Genomic DNA, 22338 nt, shown 5'->3' on the forward strand with positions numbered 1-22338 from the left:
GCTACATTTCGGGCGGTGGAACTCCTGCCGGCCGATCTCAACATCGCCGAAAAGAAGATCGTCGCCGCGTTTCCCGTGGGAGCGCCTGTCGATCTCACGCGACTCTTCGACCGCCGGGTACGCGCCGACGTCATCGCCGCGGTCCTTTTCGGCGCGTGTGACCTTCCACGGGGCGCGCGTCCCGCATTACGCGTCACCGGAGCCCGGATAACCGAGGAACTCGTGCTCGAAGCGGGCGCCATCACCGCACCCGTGTCGATGACGGGATGCGATTTCGAGGGCGGCATCAACCTGGCCGACGCCACCGCCGTCACGATCCGCCTCCACGACTGCAGGATCGCCTTCCTGTACGGCTCTGACCTGCGTACACAAGGAGACTTGGAGATCACCGACGGCTCCGCGGTGATGGGTCCGATCGACCTGCAGGGCGCCCGGATCGGCGGCGACCTGCGCGTGTCGAAGGTGCACCTGCACCCCGGCGAAAAGACGGCGGTCTATCTCAGCCGCGCGAGGATCGAAGGGGGATTGTTCGTCCGCGACTCGCTGGTCTGCGGGCAGCTCCGCGTGATCAGCGCGCACGTCGGCGGATTGTTCACCGCACGCGGATCGGATTTCCGGCCGGTAGAGGTGTCGGCGATTCACGCCGAACGGGTGAAGGTCGGTGAGAGCGTATTCGTCGACCGCGGATTCCGTGCCACCGGCCGGATCTATCTGCGCGCCGCGGAGATCGGCGGAGGCATCGGAGCGCAGCACAGCCGGATAGCCGGGACTTCCGGTGAATGCGTCAACATCACCCGCGCCGCCATCGGGCGCAACGTGTATTTCCACGGCGCCGAACTGAACGGCGGGTTCGACGGATCAGGAGCGCGGGTCGGCGGTGACATCGACCTTGACAAGACGGTCTTCGCCGAAGACTCCTGCGTCGACTTCTCCTTCGCCGAGGCGCGAGCCGTCAGGGTCAGGTTCGCGGAGGGACCGGATTCCCTGAACCTCGAAGGCGCGAAGTTCGGCGTGATCGAAGACGACCGCGACGCGTGGCCGCGCCGGATCCGTCTGGAGGGTTGCGCCTACGGCGCGATCAGGGACGACGGCGGGATCGGTGTCCGCGACCGGTTGACATGGCTCGACCGCGACGAGGGCGGCTTCTCTCCGCACCCTTTCGAACAGCTCAGCGCCGTGTACCGGGCCCGCGGCGACGAGGCCGCCGCCCGCCGGGTCGCGCTCGAACGTCACCGCCGCCGTCGGAGGACTCTGACGGCCGGTGGCAGGGCCATGAGCTGGTTCTCCGAGGTGACCGTGGGATTCGGCTACCGGACGTGGCTCGCGGGAATCTGGCTGGCCGCCCTGCTGGCGACGGGTGCCACGATCTTCTCCGTCTGGCCGCCCGCAGCCGTCGACCCGAAGACGCCGCGCCACTTCGAGCCGGTCGTCTACACCCTCGATCTGCTCCTCCCGGTCGCCGACCTGAAACAGGAGCCCTACTGGCAGCCCGTCGACGGCACCCGCTGGTTCGCGTGGGCACTCATCCTGTTCGGCTGGGGTCTCGGCACCGCCGTGATCGCCGGCCTCATGCGCCTGTTCAACCGCAACTGAGGCGGAACGAGGACCGTCCTGGACCGAATACGCTCAGGGACCATGGTTCGTCCCCCGTCGCCCCACCCTTCCGGGGCCACCCCGCCCGCCCTGCCCGCGGATCTGGTCCCCCGTCACGTCGCGATCGTCATGGACGGCAACGGCCGGTGGGCCAAGCAGCGCGGCCTGCCGCGCACCAAGGGTCACGAGATGGGGGAGGCGTCGCTGTTCGACGTCATCGAGGGCGCCATCGAGATGGGCATCCCCTACCTGTCGGCCTACGCCTTTTCCACGGAGAACTGGAAGCGGTCGCCCGACGAGGTCCGGTTCCTGATGGGGTTCAACCGTGACGTCATCCGCCGCCGCCGCGACGAGCTGAACGCCATGGGGGTGCGGGTCCGCTGGTCGGGGCGTCCGGGGCGGTTGTGGAAGTCGGTCATCCAGGAGCTCACCGAGGCCGAGGCGATGACCAGGACCAACTCGACCCTGACGCTGCAGTTCTGCGTCAACTACGGCGGCCGGGCCGAGATCGTCGACGCCGCGCTCAAGCTGGCGGCCGACGTCCAGGCCGGGCGGGTGAAGCCGGGCAAGGTCAACGAGAAGACCTTCGCGCGCTACCTCCACCAGCCCGAGATCCCCGACGTCGACCTGTTCATCCGGTCGTCGGGGGAGCAGCGGACCAGCAACTTCCTGCTCTGGCAGTCGGCGTACGCGGAGATGGTCTTCCTGAACCGCCTGTGGCCCGACTTCGACCGGCGGGACCTGTGGCAGGCGTGCGAGATCTACGCCAGCCGGGACCGCCGCTACGGCGGGGCGGTGCCGAACCCGGTCTAGGCGCGTCTGCGGGCGCGGTAGGCGGCGACGTGCATGCGGTTGCCGCAGGTGCGCGAGTCGCAGTAGACCCGGGACCGGTTCCGTGACTCGTCGACGAAGACGTTCGCGCAGTCGGGGGCCGAGCAGGTGCGCAGGCGCTCCCCCTCGCCCTCGACCAGCACGTGGGCCAGCGCCACGCCGCAGTCGGCGGCCAGGTGTTCGGCCAGCGACGCGCCGGGCGCGAAGTAGTGGACGTGGAGGGCGAAGCCGTCGTGCCTGGTCAGGCTCGGGGTGATGCGGGTGCGGCCCAGCAGGGTGTTCAGCAGGGTGACCGCCGTGTCCTCGTCGGGGGCGGTGAAGACCTGGTGGAAGGCGGCCGAGAGGGCCTGGACCTCGGCCAGGTCGGTCGCGTTGACGAACTCCACGCCGCTCACCTGGCGCCGGAGCACTAGGGCGCCGAGCTCGTCGAGGTCGCCGGGCGGGGAGTTGACCAGATCGACCGCAGTGGCCAGAGAGTGCACCATGTCGTGACTGAACGGCATCGCAGCTCCTGTGTCGCGTGTCCAGGAACTCTAACCCTTCGCGCACGCTCCGCAGGTGCCGAACACCTCGACGGTGTGGGTGATGGCGGTGAAGCCGTGTTCGGCGCCGACCCGCTCGGCCCACACCTCCACGTCGGGGCCGTCGACCTCGACCGTGCGGCCGCAGCCGCGGCAGACCAGGTGGTGGTGGTGGGCGGCGGTGGCGCAGGCGCGGTAGACGGCCTCGCCGTCGTCGGTGCGCAGGACGTCGACCCGGCCGTCGTCGTTGAGCGCCTGGAGGGCGCGGTAGATGGTGGTCAGGCCGATCTTCGAGCCGTCGGCGCGCATCTCGGTGAAGATGTCCTGCGCGCTGCGGAACGCGGCGCTCTGGCGAAGGATCTCGTGCACCGCGTCGCGGCTTCTGCTCATGCTGTCGACTCCCCTGTACGGCTCCGCCTCACGAATCTACCGATCCCGAGCGCGACCGCGAACCCGGCGAGGGCGAGCAGCACGATCGTCGCCCCCGAGGGGACGTCGAGGTAGAAGGACGACGTCAGACCGCCCACGGTGGCGAGCACACCGAAGACCATCGACAACGCCATGGTGGTCCGGAAGCTCCGGGTGAGCTGCTGTGAGGTGGCCACCGGCACAACCATAAGCGCGCTGACGAGCAGCAGGCCGACGGCCCGCATGGCGACGACCACGGTGACCGACGCGATCACGGCGATGAGCAGGCCGAGGAACCTGACCGGCAGGCCGCTGGCCCGGGCCACCTCCTCGTCCTGGCAGAGCACGAAGAGCTCCCGGCCGAAGACCGCCAGCAACGCCAGGACGGCCACCGCGAGGCCCGCGATGACCCACAGGTCGGTCGAGTCGACGCTGGTGATCGCGCCGAACAGGTAGGAGTTGAGGGACGCGGTGCTCTCGCCCGGCGTCAGGTAGATGATCATCACACCGCCGGCCAGGCCGCCGTAGAACAGCAGGGCCAGCGCGACGTCGCCGCTGGTCTTGCCGCGCGCCCGGACCATCTCGATCGCCACGGCCCCCAGCGCGGCCACCACGACGGCGGTCGCGACCGGGGCGGTGCCGGTGAGGAAACCGAGCGCCACCCCCGTCAGCGCGACGTGGCCGATGCCGTCGCCGAGCAGGGCCAGCCGCCGCTGCACGATGAACGTGCCGACGGCGGGGGCGGTCAGCCCGACCATGACGGCGGCGACGAGGGCGTACCGCATGAAGTCGAGGTGGAAGATGGTCATGCCTTCTCCTGCGCCAGGACCCAGCTCGGCACGGGGCTCTCCGCCGGGGCCGGCTCGTGGGGGTGGACGTGGTCGTGGCCGGGCAGCGCGTGGGTTCCGACGGCCGTCGGCGGGGCGCCGTCGTGGACCTTGCACCCCTGGTTGAGCACGACCGCCCTGCTGATCAGGGGTTCGAGCGGGCCCAGCTCGTGGGCCACCAGGACCACCGTCCGGCCGCGTTCGACCAGGCCGCGCAGGGTGTCGGCGAGCATGCGCTGGCTGCCGGCGTCGACGCCGGCGGTCGGCTCGTCGAGGACGAACGCGTCGGGCTCACCGGCCAGCGCGCGGGCGATCAGCACCCGCTGCTGCTGGCCGCCCGAGAGCGACGACACGGGGTCGCCCGCGCGGCCGGAGAGGCCGACCTCATCGAGGGCCGCCGCGACCGCCTGGCGGTCGGCCGAACTGGTGAAGCGGCCGCGCCGCTGCCGGGCGATCCGGCCCGAGGCGACGACCTCGCGGACCGTCGCCGGGACGCCGCCGCCGACCGACAGCCGCTGGGGCACGTAGCCGATCCGCCACCACTCCCGGAAGCGGGCGGGCGGGCGGCCGTACAGGAGCGTGCTGCCGCCGGAGAGCGGCTGGACCCCGAGCAGGGCGCGGACCAGGGTCGACTTGCCGGAGCCGTTGGCGCCGAGCACGGCCACGACCTCGCCCTCGTCGACGGTCAGGTCGATGCCGCGCAGGATCTTCCTGCCGTCGATCGTCACCTGACCGGCGGTCATGTCGAAAGCCGTGCTCATGGGTCGCCTTCCGGTCACTGGCAGCCGAGTGCGGTGCGAAGCGCGGTGAGGTTGGCGGTCATGCCGGAGACGTAGTCACCACCCTGGGGAGGGCTCTCCAGCGGATTGAGAACCGCCGTCTTGGCCCCGACCTCGCTCGCGAGGACCTCGGCGACCTTCGGGCTGACGAGCTCCTCGGTGAAAATGGTAGTCACCTTCTTCTCCTTCGCGATCCGGGCGGCCTCGGCCAAACGGGCAGGAGACGGTTCGGCGTCGGGGTCGATGCCGCCGATGCCGACCTGTTCGAGCTTGTAGCGGTTCGCGAGGTAGCCGAACGCGGTGTGGGCGGTGACGATCGTGCGGTTGGCGCAGGTCTCCAGGCCCTTGGCGAACTCGGCGTCGAGGGTGGTCAGCGCCGCCGCGGTCTGCTTCGCCCGTTCCTTGTACGCCGCCCCGTGGGCCGGATCGGCCTCGGCGAGCCGCCCGCCGAGCGCGTTCGCGAGCGTGGCCATACGGGAGGGGTCGAGCCAGAGGTGGGGGTCGTAGGCGAGCTCCTCCTCCTCGTGGCCGTGCTCCTCCTCTTCCGCGTGTTCGTCGTGGACGGCCGCAAGGGTGGGCACGGCCGAGGCCGCGTCGAACCCCCGGTCGGCGGCGTGCTGGGCCACCGCCTCGTCGACGGCGGGCTGCACGCCCTTGACGTACACGACCAGAGAGGCCTCGGCCACCCCGGCCACCTGCTGCGGGGTGAGTTCGAGGTCGTGGGGTTCGACCCCGGGCTTGGTCAGGCCCTCGACGGTCACGTCGGGGCCGCCGACCTTCTCGGCGAGCCACTGCAGGGGGAAGAACGCCGCGTCCACCACCGGCTTGCCTGTCTCGGCCGCCGTGGAACCTCCACAGGCGGCCGTCAGGACGAGGGCGGATCCGGCGATGAAGCGCACAACATTTCCGGGCATCACCCGACAGAGTGTGCCAGAAAATGAAAATGATTGTCAAAACGGTCTAGAGGGCTCCGAACCGTGTCACCGCCACTGCCAGCAGGAACGCGAGGAGCGCCAGCCGCAGCACCCGCGCGCCCACCCGGAGCGAGGGCCACGACAGGTAGGCGAGCCATCCCGTGAAGGCGATCACCGGCAGCATGCACAGGCCGCCGCGCCAGTCGGGGAGGGCGAACCCGCCGATGAAGAAGGCCACCAGCACGACCGGCAGCAGCCACTTCGGCATCTGGTAGAGGTAGACGAGCAGCGGCGCGCTGCGGGTCTCGACGGTCTTGCGCAGCCCGGTCGCGCCGGGCGTGAAGAACTGCTCGCCGGGCGGCAGCGGCCGCGGGGCCTTCTTCTTCCTCTGCGGCTGGTTCGAAGACTGGGCGAGCGGATGGCGGGGTCGACGGTTGGCCACCCGTCGAGGTTACTCGCAGGTGGAAGACCCCCGGCTGATGGCATGCTTGGGCTCATGCTGGCCGTGATCCGCTATTCCGTGCCCGAAGCCAGGGCCGAGGAGTTCGAACTGCACGCCCGCGAGGTGATCGACCTCTTCTCGGCGCAGAGCGGCTTCCTGCGCGGCCAGGTCGGCCGCTCGGTCGACGAGCCCAACCTGTGGGCTCTGGTGAGCGAGTGGGAGGGCGCCGGGTTCTACCGCCGCGCCCTGTCGGCGGCCCGCATGACCATGTATCCGCTGATGACCCTGATGATCAACGAGCCCGGGGCGTTCGAGCAGGTCTATCCCAAGGGCTGAGCCCACTAAGCTTGCGCCATTCCCGTTTTCCCATCGCCGACACCCAGCCGGATGGAGCACTACTCATGGCACGTCGCGCCGACGTCATGGACACCATCGTCAGTCTCGCCAAACGCCGCGGGCTCGTCTACCCGTCCAGCGAGATCTACGGCGGTCTGCGGGCGTCCTGGGACTACGGACCGCTGGGTGTCGAGCTCAAGAACAACGTCAAGCGCGAGTGGTGGAAGGCCATGGTGCAGGGCCGCGACGACGTCGTCGGCCTCGACTCGTGCGTCATCCTGGCCCGCGAGGTCTGGCAGGCCAGCGGCCACGTCGAGACCTTCACCGACCCGCTGACCGAGTGCCAGGCCTGCCACAAGCGCTACCGCGCCGACCACCTCGAAGAGGCCTACGCCGAGAAGCACGGCAACCCGCCCACGAGCCTGGCCGACATCACCTGCCCCAACTGCGGCAACAAGGGCGCCTTCACCCAGCCCAAGCAGTTCAGCGGCCTGCTGAAGACCTACCTCGGCCCGGTCGAAGACGAGTCGGGCCTGGCCTACCTGCGTCCCGAGACGGCGCAGGGCATCTTCATCAACTACCTGAACGTGCAGCAGTCGGCCCGCAAGAAGATCCCGTTCGGCATCGGCCAGCAGGGCAAGTCGTTCCGCAACGAGATCACCCCGGGCAACTTCATCTTCCGCACCCGCGAGTTCGAGCAGATGGAGATGGAGTTCTTCGTCAAGCCCGGCACCGACGAGGAGTGGCACCAGTACTGGATCGACGAGCGCCTGCGCTGGTACGTCGACCTCGGCATCTCCAAGGACAACCTGCGGCTCTACGAGCACCCCAAAGAGAAGTTGTCCCACTACTCGAAGCGGACCGTCGACATCGAATACCGCTTCAACTTCACCGGCGCCGAGTGGGGCGAGCTCGAGGGCATCGCCAACCGCACCGACTTCGACCTGTCGAGCCACGGCAAGGCCTCCGGCACCGACCTGTCGTTCTTCGAGCAGGACAGCGGCGAGCGCTACATCCCCTACGTCATCGAGCCGGCGGCCGGCGTCGACCGCGCCACGCTGACGTTCCTGCTCGACGCCTACACGGTCGACCAGGCCCCCAACGCCAAGGGCGTGATGGAGGAGCGCACGGTCATGCGCCTCGACCACCGGCTCGCGCCGGTCAAGGTCGCGGTGCTCCCGCTGTCGCGCAACGCCGACCTCACCCCCAAGGCCAAAGACCTGGCCGCCCAGCTGCGCCGCCGCTGGAACGTCGACTTCGACGACGCCGCCGCGATCGGCCGCCGCTACCGCCGACAGGACGAGATCGGCACCCCGTTCTGCGTCACCGTCGACTTCGACACCCTCGACGACCAGGCGGTGACCATCCGCGAGCGCGACACGATGGCGCAGCAGCGCATCGCGCTCGACCAGGTCGAGTCCTACCTCCGTCAGCACCTCAACGACTAGGTCGCCGGACAGACGGTGCCCTTCGCGGGCACCGTCCCGTTGAGCAGGTACGCGTCCACGATCCCGGTCACGCACAGCGTCTGGCCGTAGGCCCCGTGGCCCTCGCCCTGGAACGTCAGCAGCACCGCGTTGCCGAGTTCCGCGGTGAGCCGCGGGGCCCACACGAACGGCGTGGCCGGGTCGTTGACCGCCCCGACGACCAGCACCGGATACTGGGTGCCGCGGGAGCTCACCCGCTTGTTGGAGTCCTCGCCCGGCGTCGGCCACACGCTGCAGATGCCGGCGCTGGCGGCGTCCGGGCCGAAGATCGGGGAGACCTTGGTCAGGTCCCTGGCCAGCGCCTCGGCCTGCGCGAAGGTCGGCCGTTCGGTGGTGTCGGCGCAGAGCACCGCGTTCAGCGACGACAGCAGGGTGTTGTACGTGCCGTCGGGCTGGCGGCCGGCGTACTGGTCGGCCAGCACCTGCACGCCGGTGCCGTCGCCCGCGATGGCGGCGGTCAGCGCCTGGGTCAGCAGGGGCCAGCTCAGCTTGCTGTAGAGGGCCTCGCCGATGGCCGCGCGGACGGTGTCGTCGGTCACCTTCCGGCCGTTCACGACCAGCGGCTTCTTCTCGAGCTGGTCGAGCAGGCGCACCACCGCCGCGTTGCCCCCGAACGGGCAGCCCTGCCTCTCGCAGTCGGCCAGGTAGTTCTCGTACGCCTTCTGGAAGCCCAGCACCTGCGTCCGCGACTGTTCGAGCAGGCCGACGGTCGGGTCGAGGGCCGCGTCGAGCACCATCCGGCCCGTCTTCTGCGGGAAGAGCGTGGCATAGGTGGCGCCCAGGTGGGTGCCGTAGGAGAAGCCCAGGTAGTTGAGCTTCGGGTCGCCGAGGGCCTGCCGGAGCAGCTCCATGTCCTTGGCGGCGTTCACGGTGCCGACGTACGGCAGGATGCGCCCGGCGTTCTTCTGGCAGCCCTGCACGAACTCGATCGACAGGTTCCGCTCGGTGGTCTCGTCGAGCGACGGCTCGGCCTCCAGGAACTCCTCGAACTCCTTGGGTGGCAGGCACTGGATGCCGCTGCTGCGGTCGACCCCGCGGGGGTCGAAGCTGACCAGGTCGTAGCTCCGGTTCAGGGACGCGAACGCGGTGCCCGAGGCGAGCAGGGTGGTGACCCCCGAGCCGCCGGGGCCGCCGAAGTTGAGGACCAGCGATCCGATCCTCGGCCCGGTCGCCTTGCTGCGGACCACGGCGAGGCCGAGGGTGCCCTTGCCCGGGTCGGCGTAGTCGAGGGGCACTGTCAGCGTCGCGCACTGGAAGGGCGCCGTCGGCGCCTCGGGGCACGTCGCCCACGCCAGCCCGGCCGGGTCGACCGGGCCGCCCCCTCCGCCGACCCCGGTCATCGCCACCAGGGCGATGACGACCAACTTCGCTCGGCTCATTCGTCACCCTCCGGATCGGGATCTTGTCGGAGGGTGTTTCCACGATAACAGGGCATTGGTCTCTACCAATTGGCGGGGGCCGAAACAATGCGCGCAGACGAATTGGTTCAGACCAATCATGGTCTTGTGAAAAAACGGCCGTTCTTTACGTTCGGGGGAATTGGATTAGACCGGTTCTACCCACCTCACCTGCGGGAACACTTATGTGTGACAGCCGTGAGGTTTCGTGCTCTGCTTAATCGGTAGAGTCCCGCTCGCGGGGTGGTTCCGCGATTAATTGGGCCCCTGGAGGAGACTGTCGTGCCGAAGCTCGTCTATGACTTCACCGAAGGAAACAAAGACCTGAAGGGCCTCCTCGGGGGCAAGGGCGCCAATCTCGCGGAAATGACCAACCTCGGGCTGCCGGTCCCGCCCGGTTTCACGATCACCACTGACGCGTGCCGGTCGTACATGGCGGACGGGTCGATCCCCGCCGATGAGATCGGCACCCACCTCGAGAAGCTCGAGGCGGCGATGGGCAAGAAGCTCGGCGACCCCGACGACCCGCTGCTCGTGTCGGTCCGCTCGGGGGCCAAGTTCTCGATGCCCGGCATGATGGAGACCGTCCTCAACATCGGCCTGAACGACCGTTCCGTGCTGGGTCTGGTACGCCAGTCCGGAAGCGAACGGTTCGCCTGGGACTCCTACCGGCGGCTGATCCAGATGTTCGGCAAGACGGTGATGGACATCGACGGCGACCTCTTCGAGGAGGCCATCGACGAGCTCAAGGCCGGCCGCACCGACCTCGACCTGACCGCCGGCGACTTCGAGGCGCTGGTCGGCACCTACAAGGAGATCGTGCGCCGGGAGAAGGGCCGCGACTTCCCCGAGGACCCCAAGGAGCAGATGGAGCTGGCCATCAAGGCCGTCTTCGACTCGTGGAACGCCCCCCGCGCGATCCTCTACCGCCGCCAGGAGCGCATCCCGGCCGACCTCGGCACGGCCGTCAACGTGGTCGCGATGGTCTTCGGCAACCTCGGCATGGACTCGGGCACCGGCGTCGCCTTCACCCGCGACCCCGCCACCGGCCACCAGGGCGTCTACGGCGACTACCTGCAGAACGCCCAGGGCGAGGACGTCGTGGCGGGCATCCGCAACACCGTCCCGCTGCAGCACCTCCAGGAGATCGACCCGCACTCCTACGCCGAGCTCATGGACATCATGGCCAAGCTCGAAGGCCACTACCGCGACCTGTGCGACATCGAGTTCACCATCGAGCGCGGCAAGCTCTGGATGTTGCAGACCCGGGTGGGCAAGCGCACCGCCGGGGCCGCCTTCTGCATCGCCACCCAGCTCGTCGACGAGGGCCTCATCGACCTCGACGAGGCGGTCCGGCGGGTCACCGGCGACCAGCTCGCCCAGCTCATGTTCCCCCGCTTCGCGGCCGACCACGGCAACACCGTGCTGACCCGGGGCATGAACGCCTCCCCGGGCGCGGCCGTCGGCCGGGCCGTGTTCTCCTCGGCCCGCGCGGCCGAGCTGGCCGCCGAGGGCCAGGACGTCATCCTGGTCCGCCGCGAGACCAACCCCGACGACCTGGCCGGCATGATCGCCGCCCGGGGCGTGCTGACCTCGCGCGGCGGCAAGACCTCCCACGCGGCCGTGGTCGCCCGCGGCATGGGCAAGACGTGCGTCTGCGGCGCCGAGGAGATCGAGGTCGACGCCAAGGCCGGCCGTTTCACCGTCGGCGACGTCGTCGTCCAGGAGGGCGACGTCATCTCCATCGACGGCGGCACCGGCTGCGTCTACCTGGGCGAGGTGCCCGTGGTGGCCTCCCCGGTCGTGGAGTACTTCGAGGGCCGTCCCTCCGACGACGAGCTGGTGCGGGCCGTCGACCTGGTCATGAAGCACGCCGACGCCCGCCGCCGCCTGGACGTGCGCGCCAACGCCGACACCCCCGACGACGCCGCGCGGGCCCGCCGGTTCGGCGCCAGCGGCATCGGCCTGTGCCGCACCGAGCACATGTTCCTCGGCGACCGCCGGGTGCTGATCGAGGACCTGATCCTGGCCGGGACCGCCGAGGAGCGGCAGGCCGCCCTCGACGCGCTGGAACCCCTCCAGAAGGCCGACTTCGCCGGGTTGTTCGCCGCCATGAAGGGCCTGCCGGTGACGATCCGGCTCATCGACCCGCCGCTGCACGAGTTCCTGCCCGACATCATCGACCTGTCGGTCAAGGTCGCCACCGGCAAGGGCACCAAGAAGGACCGCCGCCTGCTGGAGGCCGTGCAGCGCCTGCACGAGCAGAACCCGATGCTCGGCCTGCGCGGGGTCCGCCTCGGGCTCGTCGTGCCCGGCCTGTTCGCGATGCAGGTGCGGGCCATCGCCGAGGCCGCCAAGGCCGCCGACGACGCCAAGCCGGAGATCATGATCCCGCTCGTGGGGGCCGTACAGGAACTGGAGAGCGTGCGTGAGGAGGCCCGCCGCATTCTCGCCGAGGTCGGGGTGGACGCCCTCATCGGCACCATGATCGAGGTGCCGCGCGCGGCCCTGACCGCCGGGCAGATCGCCGAGGCGGCCGAGTTCTTCTCCTTCGGCACCAACGACCTGACCCAGATGACGTGGGGCTTCTCGCGCGACGACGTCGAGGCGGCGTTCTTCGGCACCTACCTCGACAAGGGCATCTTCGGGGTCTCGCCGTTCGAGTCGCTCGACCGCGACGGCGTCGGCCGCCTGATGAGGGTCGCCGTCGAGGAGGGCCGCAGGGCCCGGCCCGGCCTCAAGCTGGGCATCTGCGGCGAGCACGGAGGCGACCCCGCCTCGGTCCGGTTCTGCCACGAGATCGGCCTCGACTACGTCTCGTGCTCTCCGTTCCGGGTCCCGGTGGCCCGACTGGAAGCCGGACGCGCGGCGCTTATGTAACAGACCCCGGCGACTCAGGCAATCAGATGTTTCCAGCGCGTTTGTCGTGAAGGCCGATATTTGCGGGTACCTTCTAGCTCCCTCGCCGCGACGAAAGGGGGAGCCGTGAGGCCATATGACCAGCACGACGAGGCACGCTGGGTTCCCGAGCCGCCGGGGAATCCGGAACGCAGCCCGTTCGAACGCGACCGCGCCCGGGTGCTCCACAGCGACGCCCTGCGCCGGCTCGCCAGCAAGACGCAGGTGGTGGCGCCGGTCGACCAGATGATGCACAGCCCGCGCACCCGCCTGACCCACTCCCTGGAGTGCGCCCAGATCGGCCGCGAGATGGGCAAGGCCCTGAACCGCGACCCCGACCTGGTCGAGACCGCCTGCCTGGCCCACGACCTGGGCCACCCGCCGTTCGGCCACAACGGCGAGTTCGCGCTGAACCAGATCGCCGAGCGCGCGGGCGGCTTCGAGGGCAACGCCCAGAGCCTCCGGCTGCTCTCGCGGCTGGAGGCCAAGGTCATCACCGAGGACGGCATCAACGCCGGCCTCAACCTGACCAGGGCCACCCTCGACGCCGCGATCAAGTACCCGTGGGACCGCTCGTGCGGGGACAAGTTCTGCGTCTACCCCGACGACATGGCGGTCTTCGAGTGGGTCCGGCAGGGCGCCCCGCCCGGCTCGGTGAGCTTCGAGGCCCAGATCATGGACTGGGCCGACGACGTCGCCTACGCGATCCACGACCTCGAAGACGCCCTGCACAGCGGCTACGTCACCCCCAGCATGCTCCGCGACCCGGCCGAGCGCCTGGAGGTCTGCAAGCTCACCCAGGAGTGGTACCTGCCCGACGCCGACCTGGGCGAGCTGGAGGAGACCTTCACCCGCCTGATCGGCGAGCCCCTGTGGCCCGGCCGCTTCGACGGCGGTTTCCCCGACCTCGCCGCGCTCAAGCAGCTCACGAGCACGCTCATCGGCCGCTTCTGCCGCCGCGCCCAGGACGCCACCCGCGAGGCCTACGTCCTCGACGAGGCCGGCCGCCACGACGCCGACCTGGTCGTGCCCCACGTCACCCGGCTGGAGTGCGCCCTGCTCAAGGGCGTCACCGTCCGGTTCGTGATCGGGGAGGCCGACAACCAGACGGTCCGGGCCCGGCAGCGCGAACTGCTGGCCGAGCTCACCTCGCTCACCATGCTGGGCGCCCCCCACACCCTCCAGCCCGCCCTGCGCCCGGCCTTCGAGAACGCCAGGGACGACGCCGGACGGCTGCGGGCGGTGATCGACCAGATCGCGTCGCTGACCGACGCGTCCGCCACCGCGATGCACCGGATGTTGTCCGCCCGGAGCGCGTAAAGGAGCCCGAATGTTCGTCATCATCGGAGCCGGCCTGGCCGGAGCCAAAGCCGCCGCCACCCTCCGCGAGGAGGGCTACCAGGGCGGCGTCACGCTCCTCGGCGCCGAGCACGAACGCCCCTACGAACGGCCGCCGCTGTCCAAGGGCTACCTCCAGGGCTCCACGGAACTGGAGAAGGTGTACGTCCACCCGGAGGGCTGGTACCGCGAGCACGACGTCGACCTGCGCCTCGGCACGGCCGCCACCGCGATCGACCGGTCGTCGCGCCAGGTGGTGCTGGGCACGGGCGAGCGGGTGGCGTACGAGAAGCTCCTGATCGCGACCGGCGCGACCCCGCGCCCGCTGCCCGTCGAGGGGGCCGACCTCGACGGCGTCCACTACCTGCGCACGGTCGCCGACAGCCAGGCCCTCCGGGCCGCCTTCGCCCACGGCGGCAACGTGGTCGTGATCGGCGGCGGCTGGATCGGCCTGGAGACCGCCGCCGCGGCCCGCAAGGCCGGCTGCGACGTCACCGTGATCGAGCCCGAGCCGACCCCCCTCCACCGGGCGCTCGGCCCCGAGATGGGCGAGGTCTTCGCCGGCGTCCACCGCCGCAACGGCGTCGACCTGCGCCTCGGCGCGAAGGTCGCCCGGCTGACCGGCGACGGCCACGTGCGCGAGGTGGTCCTGGAGAGCGGCGAGGCCATCCCCGCCGACGACGTGATCGGCGGCATCGGGGTGGCCCCCAACGTCGAACTGGCCCGCGACGCCGGCCTGGAGATCGGCACCGGCATCCTCGTGGACGCCGCCCTCCGGTCGAGCGACCCCGACATCTACGCCGCCGGCGACGTCGCCGAGGCCGTCAACCCCCTGCTGAACCGCCGGATCAGGGTCGAACACTGGGCCAACGCCCTCAACCAGGGCCCGGTCGCCGCCAGGTCGATGCTCGGCCAGGACGTCGTCTACGACCGCGTCCCCTACTTCTACACCGACCAGTTCGAGATCGGCATGGAGTTCTCCGGCGACGTCACCGGCGCCGACGACCTGGTCATCCGCGGCTCCGACCTGGAGTTCATCGCCTTCTGGCTGCGCGAGGGCCGGGTGATCGCGGGCATGAACGTCAACGTGTGGGACGTGGTCGGCGACATCCAGAAACTGATCAGAAACGGTGACATCGTCAACCCGAAGCGACTGGCCGACCCCGAGACGCCTTTGGCAGGATGACCTCACCTTCGGTCCAAACCGGCCGTTGGGTCATGTCACGTCAGATAACGTCACCAGGGTGGAGATCATGCGACCCGGGACCTCGGCCCTCCTCGTGCTGGCCTTTCTGACCGCCGCCTGCAGCGGTCCGGCGGGTGTCGCGGGCGTCAGCACCCACCCGCCCGCCGCGCCCGACACGGGCACGCCGCTCGACGACGCGGGGCCGACGCCCGAGCCGGCGTTCATCTCGGCGGCGGTGCCTCCCACGGGTGACGAGCCCGTGCTGCTGCCGCCGCCGAAGTTGTCGAAGTTCACCTACACCTTCCCCGTGAAGGGCTGCAAGGTCTCCTACGCGCGCAAGCTGCTCGTGCTGCCCAAGACGACGATCTGGGCCGACCGGGGGTGCGCCTTCGTGGCGCCGGTCTCCGGCACGGTCCGCGAGGTGAACGTGCAGAACCGGTGGGTGCCCTCGACCGACCGGGGAGGCGACCGCGAGGGGCGTTACGTCACCCTGCTGGGCGACGACGGCGTGCTCTACCTGGGCGGGCACCTCGACACCGTGGCCGAGGGCATCGTGCCGGGGAAGAAGGTGAAGGCGGGGCAGCAGCTCGGGACGGTCGGCAACACCGGCAACGCCCGCGACACCGCCAGCAACCTCTACTTCGCGGTGACCTGGAAGACCGACGCCAACGAGTGGTGGATCAGGCGCGGCATGGTCGAGCCGTGGGACTACCTCGACGCGTGGCGCAACGGCAACCGCACCTACTCTCCGGCGCAGGAGATGAAGGCGGTCCGGAAGAAGACCGGGCCGCTGCCGGCGTGCTCGGTCGCCTGCTCGTCCAAGCCCGAGGTGAAGGGCGTCGAGCGGCCCGAGCGGCCGAAGCCGACCCGCAAGCCCGTGCAGCCCGTCGAGGTGGGGCCGCTGGACGTCGAGGTGCCCGGCGTGGGTGACTAGACTCACGGCGTGGCAGGCCGGATCAGCGATGACGACATCGCCCTCGTCAGGGAGCGTTCCCCGATCGCCGACGTGATCGGCGAATACGTCCAGCTCCGCAACGCCGGAGGCGGCAATCTCAAGGGCCTGTGCCCGTTCCACGACGAGAAGTCGCCCTCGTTCAACGTGACCCCCGCGCGGGGGATGTACTACTGCTTCGGCTGCTCCGAGGGCGGCGACGTCATCTCCTTCCTCCAGAAGATCGACGCGCTGACCTTCGCCGAGGCGGTCGAGCGGCTGGCCGGGCGGGCGGGCGTCCAGCTCCGCTACGAGCAGGGCGGCTACGTGCCGGGCCGCCAGCAGGGGGAGCGGTCGCGGCTGATCGAGGCCCACCGGGCCGCCGCCGAGTTCTACGTCTCCCACCTGACCTCGCCCGAGGCCGCGGTCGCGCGGCGGTTCCTGTCGGAGCGCGGGTTCGAGCGGGCCGACGCCGACCACTTCGGGGTGGGGTACGCCCCCAACGAGTGGGAGGCGCTGTCGCGTCACCTGATGGGGCGCGGGTTCAGCGTCCAGGAGCTGATCAAGGGCGGGCTGGCCCGGGAGGGCCGCCGGGGGCCGATCGACCGGTTCCGCGGGCGGCTGATCTGGCCGATCCGCGACATCACCGGCGACGTCATCGGCTTCGGCGCCCGCAAGCTCATCGAGGCCGACGACGGCCCGAAGTACCTGAACACCCCCGAGAGCCCGATCTACCACAAGAGCTCGGTGCTCTACGGCATCGACCTGGCCAAACGCGAGATCTCCAAGCGGTCGCAGGCGGTCGTGGTCGAGGGCTACACCGACGTGATGGCGCTCCACCTGGCCGGGGTGCCGACCGCCGTGGCCACCTGCGGCACCGCCTTCGGCGAAGACCACATCAAGGTGCTGCGCCGCATCCTGTTCGACCAGGGGCAGGGTGAGGTCATCTTCACCTTCGACGGCGACTCGGCCGGGCAGAAGGCCGCCCTGCGGGCCTTCCAGGACGAGCAGAAGTTCGTCACCCAGACCTTCGTGGCCGTGCAGCCCGACGGGCTCGACCCCTGCGACCTGCGGGTCCAGAAGGGCGACGCGGCCGTCCGCGACCTGGTGGCCAGTCGCGAGCCGCTGTTCGCCTTCGCCATCCGCAGCGTGATCGGCCGCTACGACACCAGCACCAACGAGGGCCGCCTGTCGGCGCTCGACGCCGCCGCCCCCGTGGTCGCCTCGATCAAGGACAAGGCCCTGCGCCACATGTACGCCGTCGACCTCGACCGCTGGCTCGGCTTCATGAACGAGCGCCTGGTCGTCGAACGGGTCACCGAGATCGCCGCCCGGCCGGTCGAGGCCCGGCCGGAGAAGAAGCCCGCCAAGGCGGCCCCGCTCGACCCGCACCAGCGCTACGAGTTCGAGGCGCTGCAACTGGCGGTCCAGCGGCCGGCGCTGCTCGGCCCCGAGTTCGACGTCCTCGGCGCCGGCGCCTTCACCCGCGCGGAACACGCCGCGCTCTACGAGCTGATCGTCTCCTGCGGCGGTACGGCGGCCGGGGGCGCCGGCGGGAGGGAATGGGTGGAACGGCTCCTCGCGGGGGCCTCCGAGGAACTCAGGCCCTTCGTGACCCGTCTGGCGGTCGACCCGCTGAGAGTGGAGACGAACGGCGAGGAGCGCCATGGCGTCGGGCTGCTGGCCCGGCTCCAGGAGGTCACGGTGAGTCGCCGGCTCGACGCCCTGAAGTCCCGGATGCAGCGCCTGAACCCCGTCGACGAAGCTCAGGACTACAACCGGATGTTCGGCGAACTGGCCGCGCTCGAAGCGCAGCGGCGCATGTTGCGAGAACGTCTGGCCGGGGCGTGAATATCAATTCCTTTCCGCACCTCACAGAGGCGAAACACGGGTTTGATATCGATTCGGTAATGACGCGGATCTAACCTTCGGTGACAAAAATAGGCCTGCCGTTTTGTTGTGGTTATACCGCAGACTGTGTTCCGTGGGTGCATCGGTGCTGCCAAGCGGGCCGCCATCGGTAGACCAGGTGGCCGAGCTCGTCGTGAAGGGAAGGGAGCGCGGGAGCGTCACGGTTGACGACGTGGCCGCCGCGCTCGACCGATCCGGGCTTGAGGCCGACGCGCTGGAGCGCGTCGTGCGCATGCTCGCCGAGAACGGAGTGGAGGTCCTCGAGCCGCAAGGCGACGAGGAGACGTCCAAGCCCGACGAGGAAGACGTCGGTAAGAGGGCGCCGACCAGCGACCTGGTCAGGATCTACCTGCGGGAGATCGGCCGGGTTCCGCTGCTCACCGCCGAGGAGGAGGTGGAACTCGCCAAGGCCATCGAGGCCGGCCTCTTCGCGGAGGACAAGCTCTGTGAGAGCCCCGCGATCCGGGTGGCCCGGCCCGAGTTCGAAGATCTCGTCTGGGAGGGCGTGCGCGCCAAGCAGCGCCTCATCGAGGCGAACCTGCGGCTCGTCGTCTCCATCGCGAAAAGATATGTCGGCCGCGGAATGTTATTCCTCGATCTCATTCAAGAGGGCAATCTCGGGCTGATTCGCGCGGTCGAGAAATTCGACTACACCAAGGGCTACAAGTTCTCGACTTATGCGACGTGGTGGATTCGGCAGGCGATCACGAGGGCCATCGCCGATCAGGCGCGGACCATTCGAATTCCGGTCCACATGGTGGAGACGATCAACAAACTGGTGCGCGTGCAGCGTCAGTTGCACCAGGACCTCGGCCGCGAGCCCGCGCCCGAGGAGATCGCCGCCGAGATGGACCTGCCGATCGACCGGGTCATCGAGATCCAGCGCATCGCCCAGGAGCCGGTCTCCCTCCAGTCGCCCATCGGCGAGGAAGACTCCGACCTCGGCGACTTCATCGAGGACGCCGACGCCGTGGTGCCGATCGAGGCCGCCGCGTTCATCATGCTGCAAGACCAGCTCGACGACATCCTGGCCACGTTGTCGGAGCGGGAACAGCGCATCATCCAGCTCAGGTTCGGCCTGGCCGACGGGCATCCGCGCACGCTGGAGGAGGTCGGGCGGGAGTTCGGGGTGACCCGGGAGCGCATCCGCCAGATCGAGTCCAAGACGCTCGCCAAGCTGCGTCACCCGACGCGCGCCCAGATGCTCCGCGACTACCTCGACTGACCCTTCGCCGGACACGGCCCGTGCCCCGGACCCGGGACACGGGCCGTCCGCTTGTACATTCCCAGGTATGCCTCTGTTCGGGAACCGCCTGCCCGCCGACGTCCGCTCCCGTCTGTCGGGGGAGCGGGTGCTGAGTTTCGCCCCTACGCCGTCCGGCGGCTACGCCGTCGCGACCTTCGTGGCGCTGCACCTGCCCGGCGGGGAGCGGGTGCCGTGGCACACCGTCGACAAGGCCTCCTGGGACGAAACCGGGATGAACATCACAACGGTTACGGGCGGCGTTTATCGGGTGGATATCGAGGACCCCGGCTTCTTGCCGGAAACCATCCGGGAAAGGGTGCAGAACTCCATCGTCGCCAACCGCTATGTGAAACTCACCACAAACGCGGGCGTGCGCTTCATCGCCCGGCGGCTCGCCGGAACCGACACCATCGAATGGGAACTGGCGTTCGACGACGGGCTCGACGGCAGCGACCCCGGCGTGCTGGCCGCCGCCGAACAGGCTCTGGAGCAGGTGCGCCGCAGCCTCGGCGTCTGAACGTCACGAAGGCCCGCCCCTGTGCGGGGCGGGCCTTCGTCGTCTCGACTGTCAGGTGATCCGGTTGACCTCTGGGTCCGGCCAGCCTGTCGGGCCGGCTGTGGTCTCCCCGTCCCAGGGGTCAGGCCTACGCAGGAACGGGACTCTGTCCTTGGCCGCCACGGTCATCTTCGACACGCGGGCACCCACGAGTCCGGCCGCCTCCTGTACGGCGGGGCTGTCGGACACCCTCTTCGTGGCCCGCACGATCTGCTCGTAGCGCTCACGCCCGGCGCGGGTGCCGAGGACGTATCCAAGACCCAGCCCGGCGGCGAACATCACCTTGTACCGCATCTTCCACCTCCGCGCTTCGCTACACCGGCCCCTACCCAATGGGTGTGCATCTATCCAAACCGGGCTCCGTCAAAGGGCGCGCCAATGGATGTGACAGAGCACCCCCCGAGTGCGCTAATCTAGTTCCGCGCCGCAAGGAAAGCCGCAAGGCAGCGGAGCACCGCACGATCCCGTGTAGCTCAATCGGCAGAGCAGCCGGCTGTTAACCGGCAGGTTATAGGTTCGAGTCCTATCGCGGGAGCTGCCCGAAGCCCCGGTCTGAGAGATCAGACCGGGGCTTCTTCGTGTGCGCGTACACTCCCGTTCTCCTGACGCTCTGTGGCGAAAGATGCACAGATATAGATGACAAATCAGGGTGCAAGCGCAGAAAATGTGCTCGCGCCGTGATGCCGCCCGACGGCAGGCGTGGTCGCCGCGGACCAACTACGCACCGGCGGTGGGGAGAGGGCCACCGCAACGAGGGTCGTCGTCGCCGCCCGGAACGGCCACCGGCGATCCGCGAGGGGAAAGTCGCGATGCGGACGTGGTGGAAGAGAACCGACGAGGCACGAACCGGTGAGGGGGTCGACTGGCGGGAGGCGGAGGAATTCGTCCGGCTGCACCATGCCGAGGTGCCCTCGGCCGGGCCGGTGGAGGCGCGGCTGCGGGAGATCGCGGCCGAGATCGAGCAGACCGGCACCTACACCCACACGCTCGACGAACTGACGTTCGGCGCGCGTGTGGCCTGGCGCAACAGCGGCCGGTGCATCGGCCGGCTCTACTGGCAGTCGCTGCGGGTCCGCGACCGGCGTGAGGTCGACACGGCCGACGCGATCGCCGACGAGTGCGTGGCCCATCTGCGCGAGGCGACCAACGGCGGCCGCATCCGGCCGACGATCACCGTGTTCGCCCCCGACCGCCCTGGTCAGCGTGCCCCCCGGATCCGCAACGACCAGCTCGTCCGGTACGCCGGCTACGAGCGCGACGGCGAGATCGTGGGCGACCCGTCGCATCTGGGGCTGACGCGGGAGGCCGCGGCGCTCGGCTGGGAGGGGCGGGGCGGCCGGTTCGACGTGCTGCCGCTGCTGATCGAGGTGAAGGACCACGTGGAGATGCGGGAGCTGCCCGCCGACGCGATCCTGGAGGTGCCGATCACCCATCCCCACTACCCGTGGTTCGGGGAGCTCGGGCTGCGCTGGCACGCCGTCCCGGCGATCTCGAACATGTGCCTGGAGATCGGCGGCGTCTGCTACCCGGCGGCGCCGTTCAACGGGTGGTACATGGGGACCGAGATCGGCGCCCGCAACCTGGCCGACACCGGCCGCTACGACCAGCTCCCGGTGATCGCCCGGCGGCTCGGCATGGACACCTCCAGCGACCGCACCCTGTGGCGCGACCACACGCTCGTCGAGCTCAACGTGGCCGTGCTGCACTCCTTCGCCGAGGCCGGGGTGACCATGACCGACCACCACACCGAGGCGAAGCGGTTCATGACCCACCTTGAGAAGGAGGAGCGCTCGGGCCGGGTCTGCCCGGCCGACTGGTCGTGGATCGTCCCGCCGCTGTCGGGGGCGCTGACGCCGGTGTTCCACCGCTACTACGACGACGTGGCGCTGCGGCCGTCCTTCACCCACCACCGGGGGCTGTAGTAGAACAATATTCGTGAGTGACTTGGTGCTGAGCGACCTCGCCGACGGTGTCCTGACGCTGACCTTCAACCGCCCCGAGCGGCTCAACGCCTGGACCGAGGCGCTCGGCACACGCTACTTCGACCTGCTCACCCAGGCCGAGACCGACCCGGCGGTGCGGGTGATCGTGGTGACCGGGGCCGGGAAAGGCTTTTGCGCCGGGGCCGACTTCCAGACGCTCACCGCGCTCCAGGAGGGCACGCTCGAACGGGCCGCCGACACCCGGCCGAACACCCTGCCCACGACGATCGGGAAGCCGGTCATCGCGGCCGTGAACGGCGCCTGCGCCGGGCTGGGCATGGTGCACGCCCTCGTCTGCGACCTGGTCTTCACGGCCGCCGAGGCGAAGTGGACGACCGCCTTCTCCCGGCGGGGCCTCATCGCCGAATACGGCCTGGCGTGGGTGCTGCCGAAGCTCGTCGGCCAGGCCCGCGCGCTCGACCTGCTGCTGTCCGGCCGCACCTTCACGGGGGAGGAGGCGGCCGGCCTGGGCCTGGCGCTGCGCGCGGTGCCGGGCGAGGCGCTCATGGGCGAGGTCGCCGCCTACGCCCGCGAGCTGGCCGCCATGAGCTCGCCCACCTCGATGGCGGTGATCAAGCAGCAGGTCTGGGGCGACTGGGACCGGACCCTCGACGCCTCCCGGACGACGGCCGAGAAGCTGATGGCCGAGTCGTTCGGCCGGGCCGACTTCGCCGAGGGCGTGGCCAGCTTCCTGGAGAAACGCCCCCCGGAGTTCCCGCCCTTCAGTGGGTAGGGCCCGTGGGGAGGTGATGCGA

21 protein-coding genes and 1 tRNA gene are annotated in these 22338 nt (G+C 69.8%); 14 read left to right on the forward strand and 8 right to left on the reverse strand.

Annotated elements, in window-relative coordinates:
- Positions 1 to 15: 15 nt before the first annotated feature.
- Entirely contained in the window at positions 16 to 1593 is a 1578-nt protein-coding gene (locus QSK34_RS01500) for a hypothetical protein (RefSeq protein WP_285579058.1), read from the forward strand.
- Positions 1594 to 1635: 42 nt separating this feature from the next.
- Positions 1636 to 2406 (forward strand): isoprenyl transferase, encoded by a 771-nt coding sequence (locus QSK34_RS01505; RefSeq protein WP_161480375.1) that lies wholly within the window; start codon positions 1636 to 1638, stop codon positions 2404 to 2406.
- Here QSK34_RS01505 and QSK34_RS01510 read toward each other — a convergent pair.
- Genes QSK34_RS01510 through QSK34_RS01535 form a run of 6 tightly spaced genes read right to left on the reverse strand, consistent with a single transcriptional unit; the run spans position 2403 to position 6315 of the window.
- Positions 2403 to 2927 carry a CGNR zinc finger domain-containing protein gene (locus QSK34_RS01510; RefSeq protein WP_285579061.1) on the reverse strand — a complete coding sequence of 175 codons (525 nt, stop codon included), beginning with the start codon at positions 2925 to 2927 and terminating at the stop codon, positions 2403 to 2405. The two genes, QSK34_RS01505 and QSK34_RS01510, sit on opposite strands and share 4 nt — an antisense overlap.
- Positions 2928 to 2957: 30 nt before the next feature.
- On the reverse strand, positions 2958 to 3335 hold the full coding sequence (locus QSK34_RS01515) for a Fur family transcriptional regulator (protein WP_285579063.1): 378 nt from the start codon (positions 3333 to 3335) through the stop codon (positions 2958 to 2960).
- Positions 3332 to 4162: a metal ABC transporter permease gene (locus QSK34_RS01520; RefSeq protein WP_161480372.1), complete on the reverse strand. Its 831-nt coding sequence runs from the start codon at positions 4160 to 4162 to the stop codon at positions 3332 to 3334. Before QSK34_RS01520 ends, QSK34_RS01515 begins: the two co-directional genes overlap by 4 nt.
- Positions 4159 to 4941 carry a metal ABC transporter ATP-binding protein gene (locus QSK34_RS01525; protein WP_285579068.1) on the reverse strand — a complete coding sequence of 261 codons (783 nt, stop codon included), beginning with the start codon at positions 4939 to 4941 and terminating at the stop codon, positions 4159 to 4161. Before QSK34_RS01525 ends, QSK34_RS01520 begins: the two co-directional genes overlap by 4 nt.
- Positions 4942 to 4955: 14 nt before the next feature.
- A complete protein-coding gene (locus tag QSK34_RS01530; protein ID WP_285579070.1) occupies positions 4956 to 5873 on the reverse strand; it encodes a metal ABC transporter substrate-binding protein in 918 nt (305 codons plus the stop codon).
- 46 nt (positions 5874 to 5919) lie between these two features.
- On the reverse strand, positions 5920 to 6315 hold the full coding sequence (locus tag QSK34_RS01535; RefSeq protein ID WP_285579072.1) for a DUF6703 family protein: 396 nt from the start codon (positions 6313 to 6315) through the stop codon (positions 5920 to 5922).
- Positions 6316 to 6369: 54 nt separating this feature from the next.
- On the opposite strand from QSK34_RS01535, the gene QSK34_RS01540 reads away from it, so the two are divergent.
- On the forward strand, positions 6370 to 6651 hold the full coding sequence (locus tag QSK34_RS01540; protein WP_030450688.1) for an antibiotic biosynthesis monooxygenase family protein: 282 nt from the start codon (positions 6370 to 6372) through the stop codon (positions 6649 to 6651).
- A gap of 65 nt (positions 6652 to 6716) precedes the next feature.
- On the forward strand, positions 6717 to 8099 hold the full coding sequence (locus QSK34_RS01545; RefSeq protein ID WP_202610044.1) for a glycine--tRNA ligase: 1383 nt from the start codon (positions 6717 to 6719) through the stop codon (positions 8097 to 8099).
- Here QSK34_RS01545 and QSK34_RS01550 read toward each other — a convergent pair.
- The gene (locus QSK34_RS01550) at positions 8096 to 9517 is read right to left on the reverse strand and encodes an alpha/beta hydrolase (protein WP_285579076.1); all 1422 of its coding nucleotides are present in this window, start codon (positions 9515 to 9517) and stop codon (positions 8096 to 8098) included. The genes QSK34_RS01545 and QSK34_RS01550 overlap by 4 nt on opposite strands.
- 300 nt (positions 9518 to 9817) lie before the next feature.
- Here QSK34_RS01550 and ppdK point away from each other — a divergent pair, with 300 nt between their 5' ends.
- The 7 genes from ppdK (at position 9818) to QSK34_RS01585 (ending at position 19562) form a co-directional block, all read left to right on the forward strand.
- On the forward strand, positions 9818 to 12415 hold the full coding sequence (gene ppdK, locus QSK34_RS01555; protein ID WP_285579078.1) for a pyruvate, phosphate dikinase: 2598 nt from the start codon (positions 9818 to 9820) through the stop codon (positions 12413 to 12415).
- Between the two features lie 105 nt (positions 12416 to 12520).
- A complete protein-coding gene (locus QSK34_RS01560) occupies positions 12521 to 13753 on the forward strand; it encodes a deoxyguanosinetriphosphate triphosphohydrolase (protein WP_285579080.1) in 1233 nt (410 codons plus the stop codon).
- Positions 13754 to 13763: 10 nt separating this feature from the next.
- Positions 13764 to 14957, forward strand: a complete 1194-nt coding sequence (locus QSK34_RS01565) for an NAD(P)/FAD-dependent oxidoreductase (RefSeq protein ID WP_285579082.1) — start codon at positions 13764 to 13766, stop codon at positions 14955 to 14957.
- 67 nt (positions 14958 to 15024) lie between these two features.
- Positions 15025 to 15891, forward strand: a complete 867-nt coding sequence (locus QSK34_RS01570) for a M23 family metallopeptidase (protein WP_285579084.1) — start codon at positions 15025 to 15027, stop codon at positions 15889 to 15891.
- A gap of 9 nt (positions 15892 to 15900) precedes the next feature.
- A complete protein-coding gene (dnaG, locus tag QSK34_RS01575; RefSeq protein WP_161480363.1) occupies positions 15901 to 17739 on the forward strand; it encodes a DNA primase in 1839 nt (612 codons plus the stop codon).
- Between the two features lie 178 nt (positions 17740 to 17917).
- Positions 17918 to 19024 carry an RNA polymerase sigma factor RpoD gene (rpoD, locus tag QSK34_RS01580; protein ID WP_231515294.1) on the forward strand — a complete coding sequence of 369 codons (1107 nt, stop codon included), beginning with the start codon at positions 17918 to 17920 and terminating at the stop codon, positions 19022 to 19024.
- Between the two features lie 67 nt (positions 19025 to 19091).
- The gene (locus QSK34_RS01585) at positions 19092 to 19562 is read left to right on the forward strand and encodes a hypothetical protein (protein ID WP_161480362.1); all 471 of its coding nucleotides are present in this window, start codon (positions 19092 to 19094) and stop codon (positions 19560 to 19562) included.
- Positions 19563 to 19613: 51 nt separating this feature from the next.
- On the opposite strand, the gene QSK34_RS01590 is transcribed toward QSK34_RS01585, so the two are convergent.
- The gene (locus tag QSK34_RS01590) at positions 19614 to 19895 is read right to left on the reverse strand and encodes a YtxH domain-containing protein (RefSeq protein WP_235966686.1); all 282 of its coding nucleotides are present in this window, start codon (positions 19893 to 19895) and stop codon (positions 19614 to 19616) included.
- Positions 19896 to 20063: 168 nt separating this feature from the next.
- Here QSK34_RS01590 and QSK34_RS01595 point away from each other — a divergent pair.
- The 3 genes from QSK34_RS01595 to QSK34_RS01605 all read left to right on the forward strand — a co-directional run bounded on the left by QSK34_RS01595 (position 20064) and on the right by QSK34_RS01605 (position 22316).
- Positions 20064 to 20136, forward strand: a tRNA-Asn gene (locus tag QSK34_RS01595).
- Between the two features lie 274 nt (positions 20137 to 20410).
- Positions 20411 to 21523: a nitric oxide synthase oxygenase gene (locus QSK34_RS01600; RefSeq protein ID WP_285579088.1), complete on the forward strand. Its 1113-nt coding sequence runs from the start codon at positions 20411 to 20413 to the stop codon at positions 21521 to 21523.
- A 13-nt stretch (positions 21524 to 21536) separates the two neighbouring features.
- Entirely contained in the window at positions 21537 to 22316 is a 780-nt protein-coding gene (locus tag QSK34_RS01605; protein ID WP_285579090.1) for an enoyl-CoA hydratase-related protein, read from the forward strand.
- Positions 22317 to 22338: the final 22 nt, after the last annotated feature.

The sequence above is a fragment of the Herbidospora sp. NBRC 101105 genome (genome assembly GCF_030269205.1).
GTDB lineage: Bacteria > Actinomycetota > Actinomycetes > Streptosporangiales > Streptosporangiaceae > Herbidospora > Herbidospora solisilvae.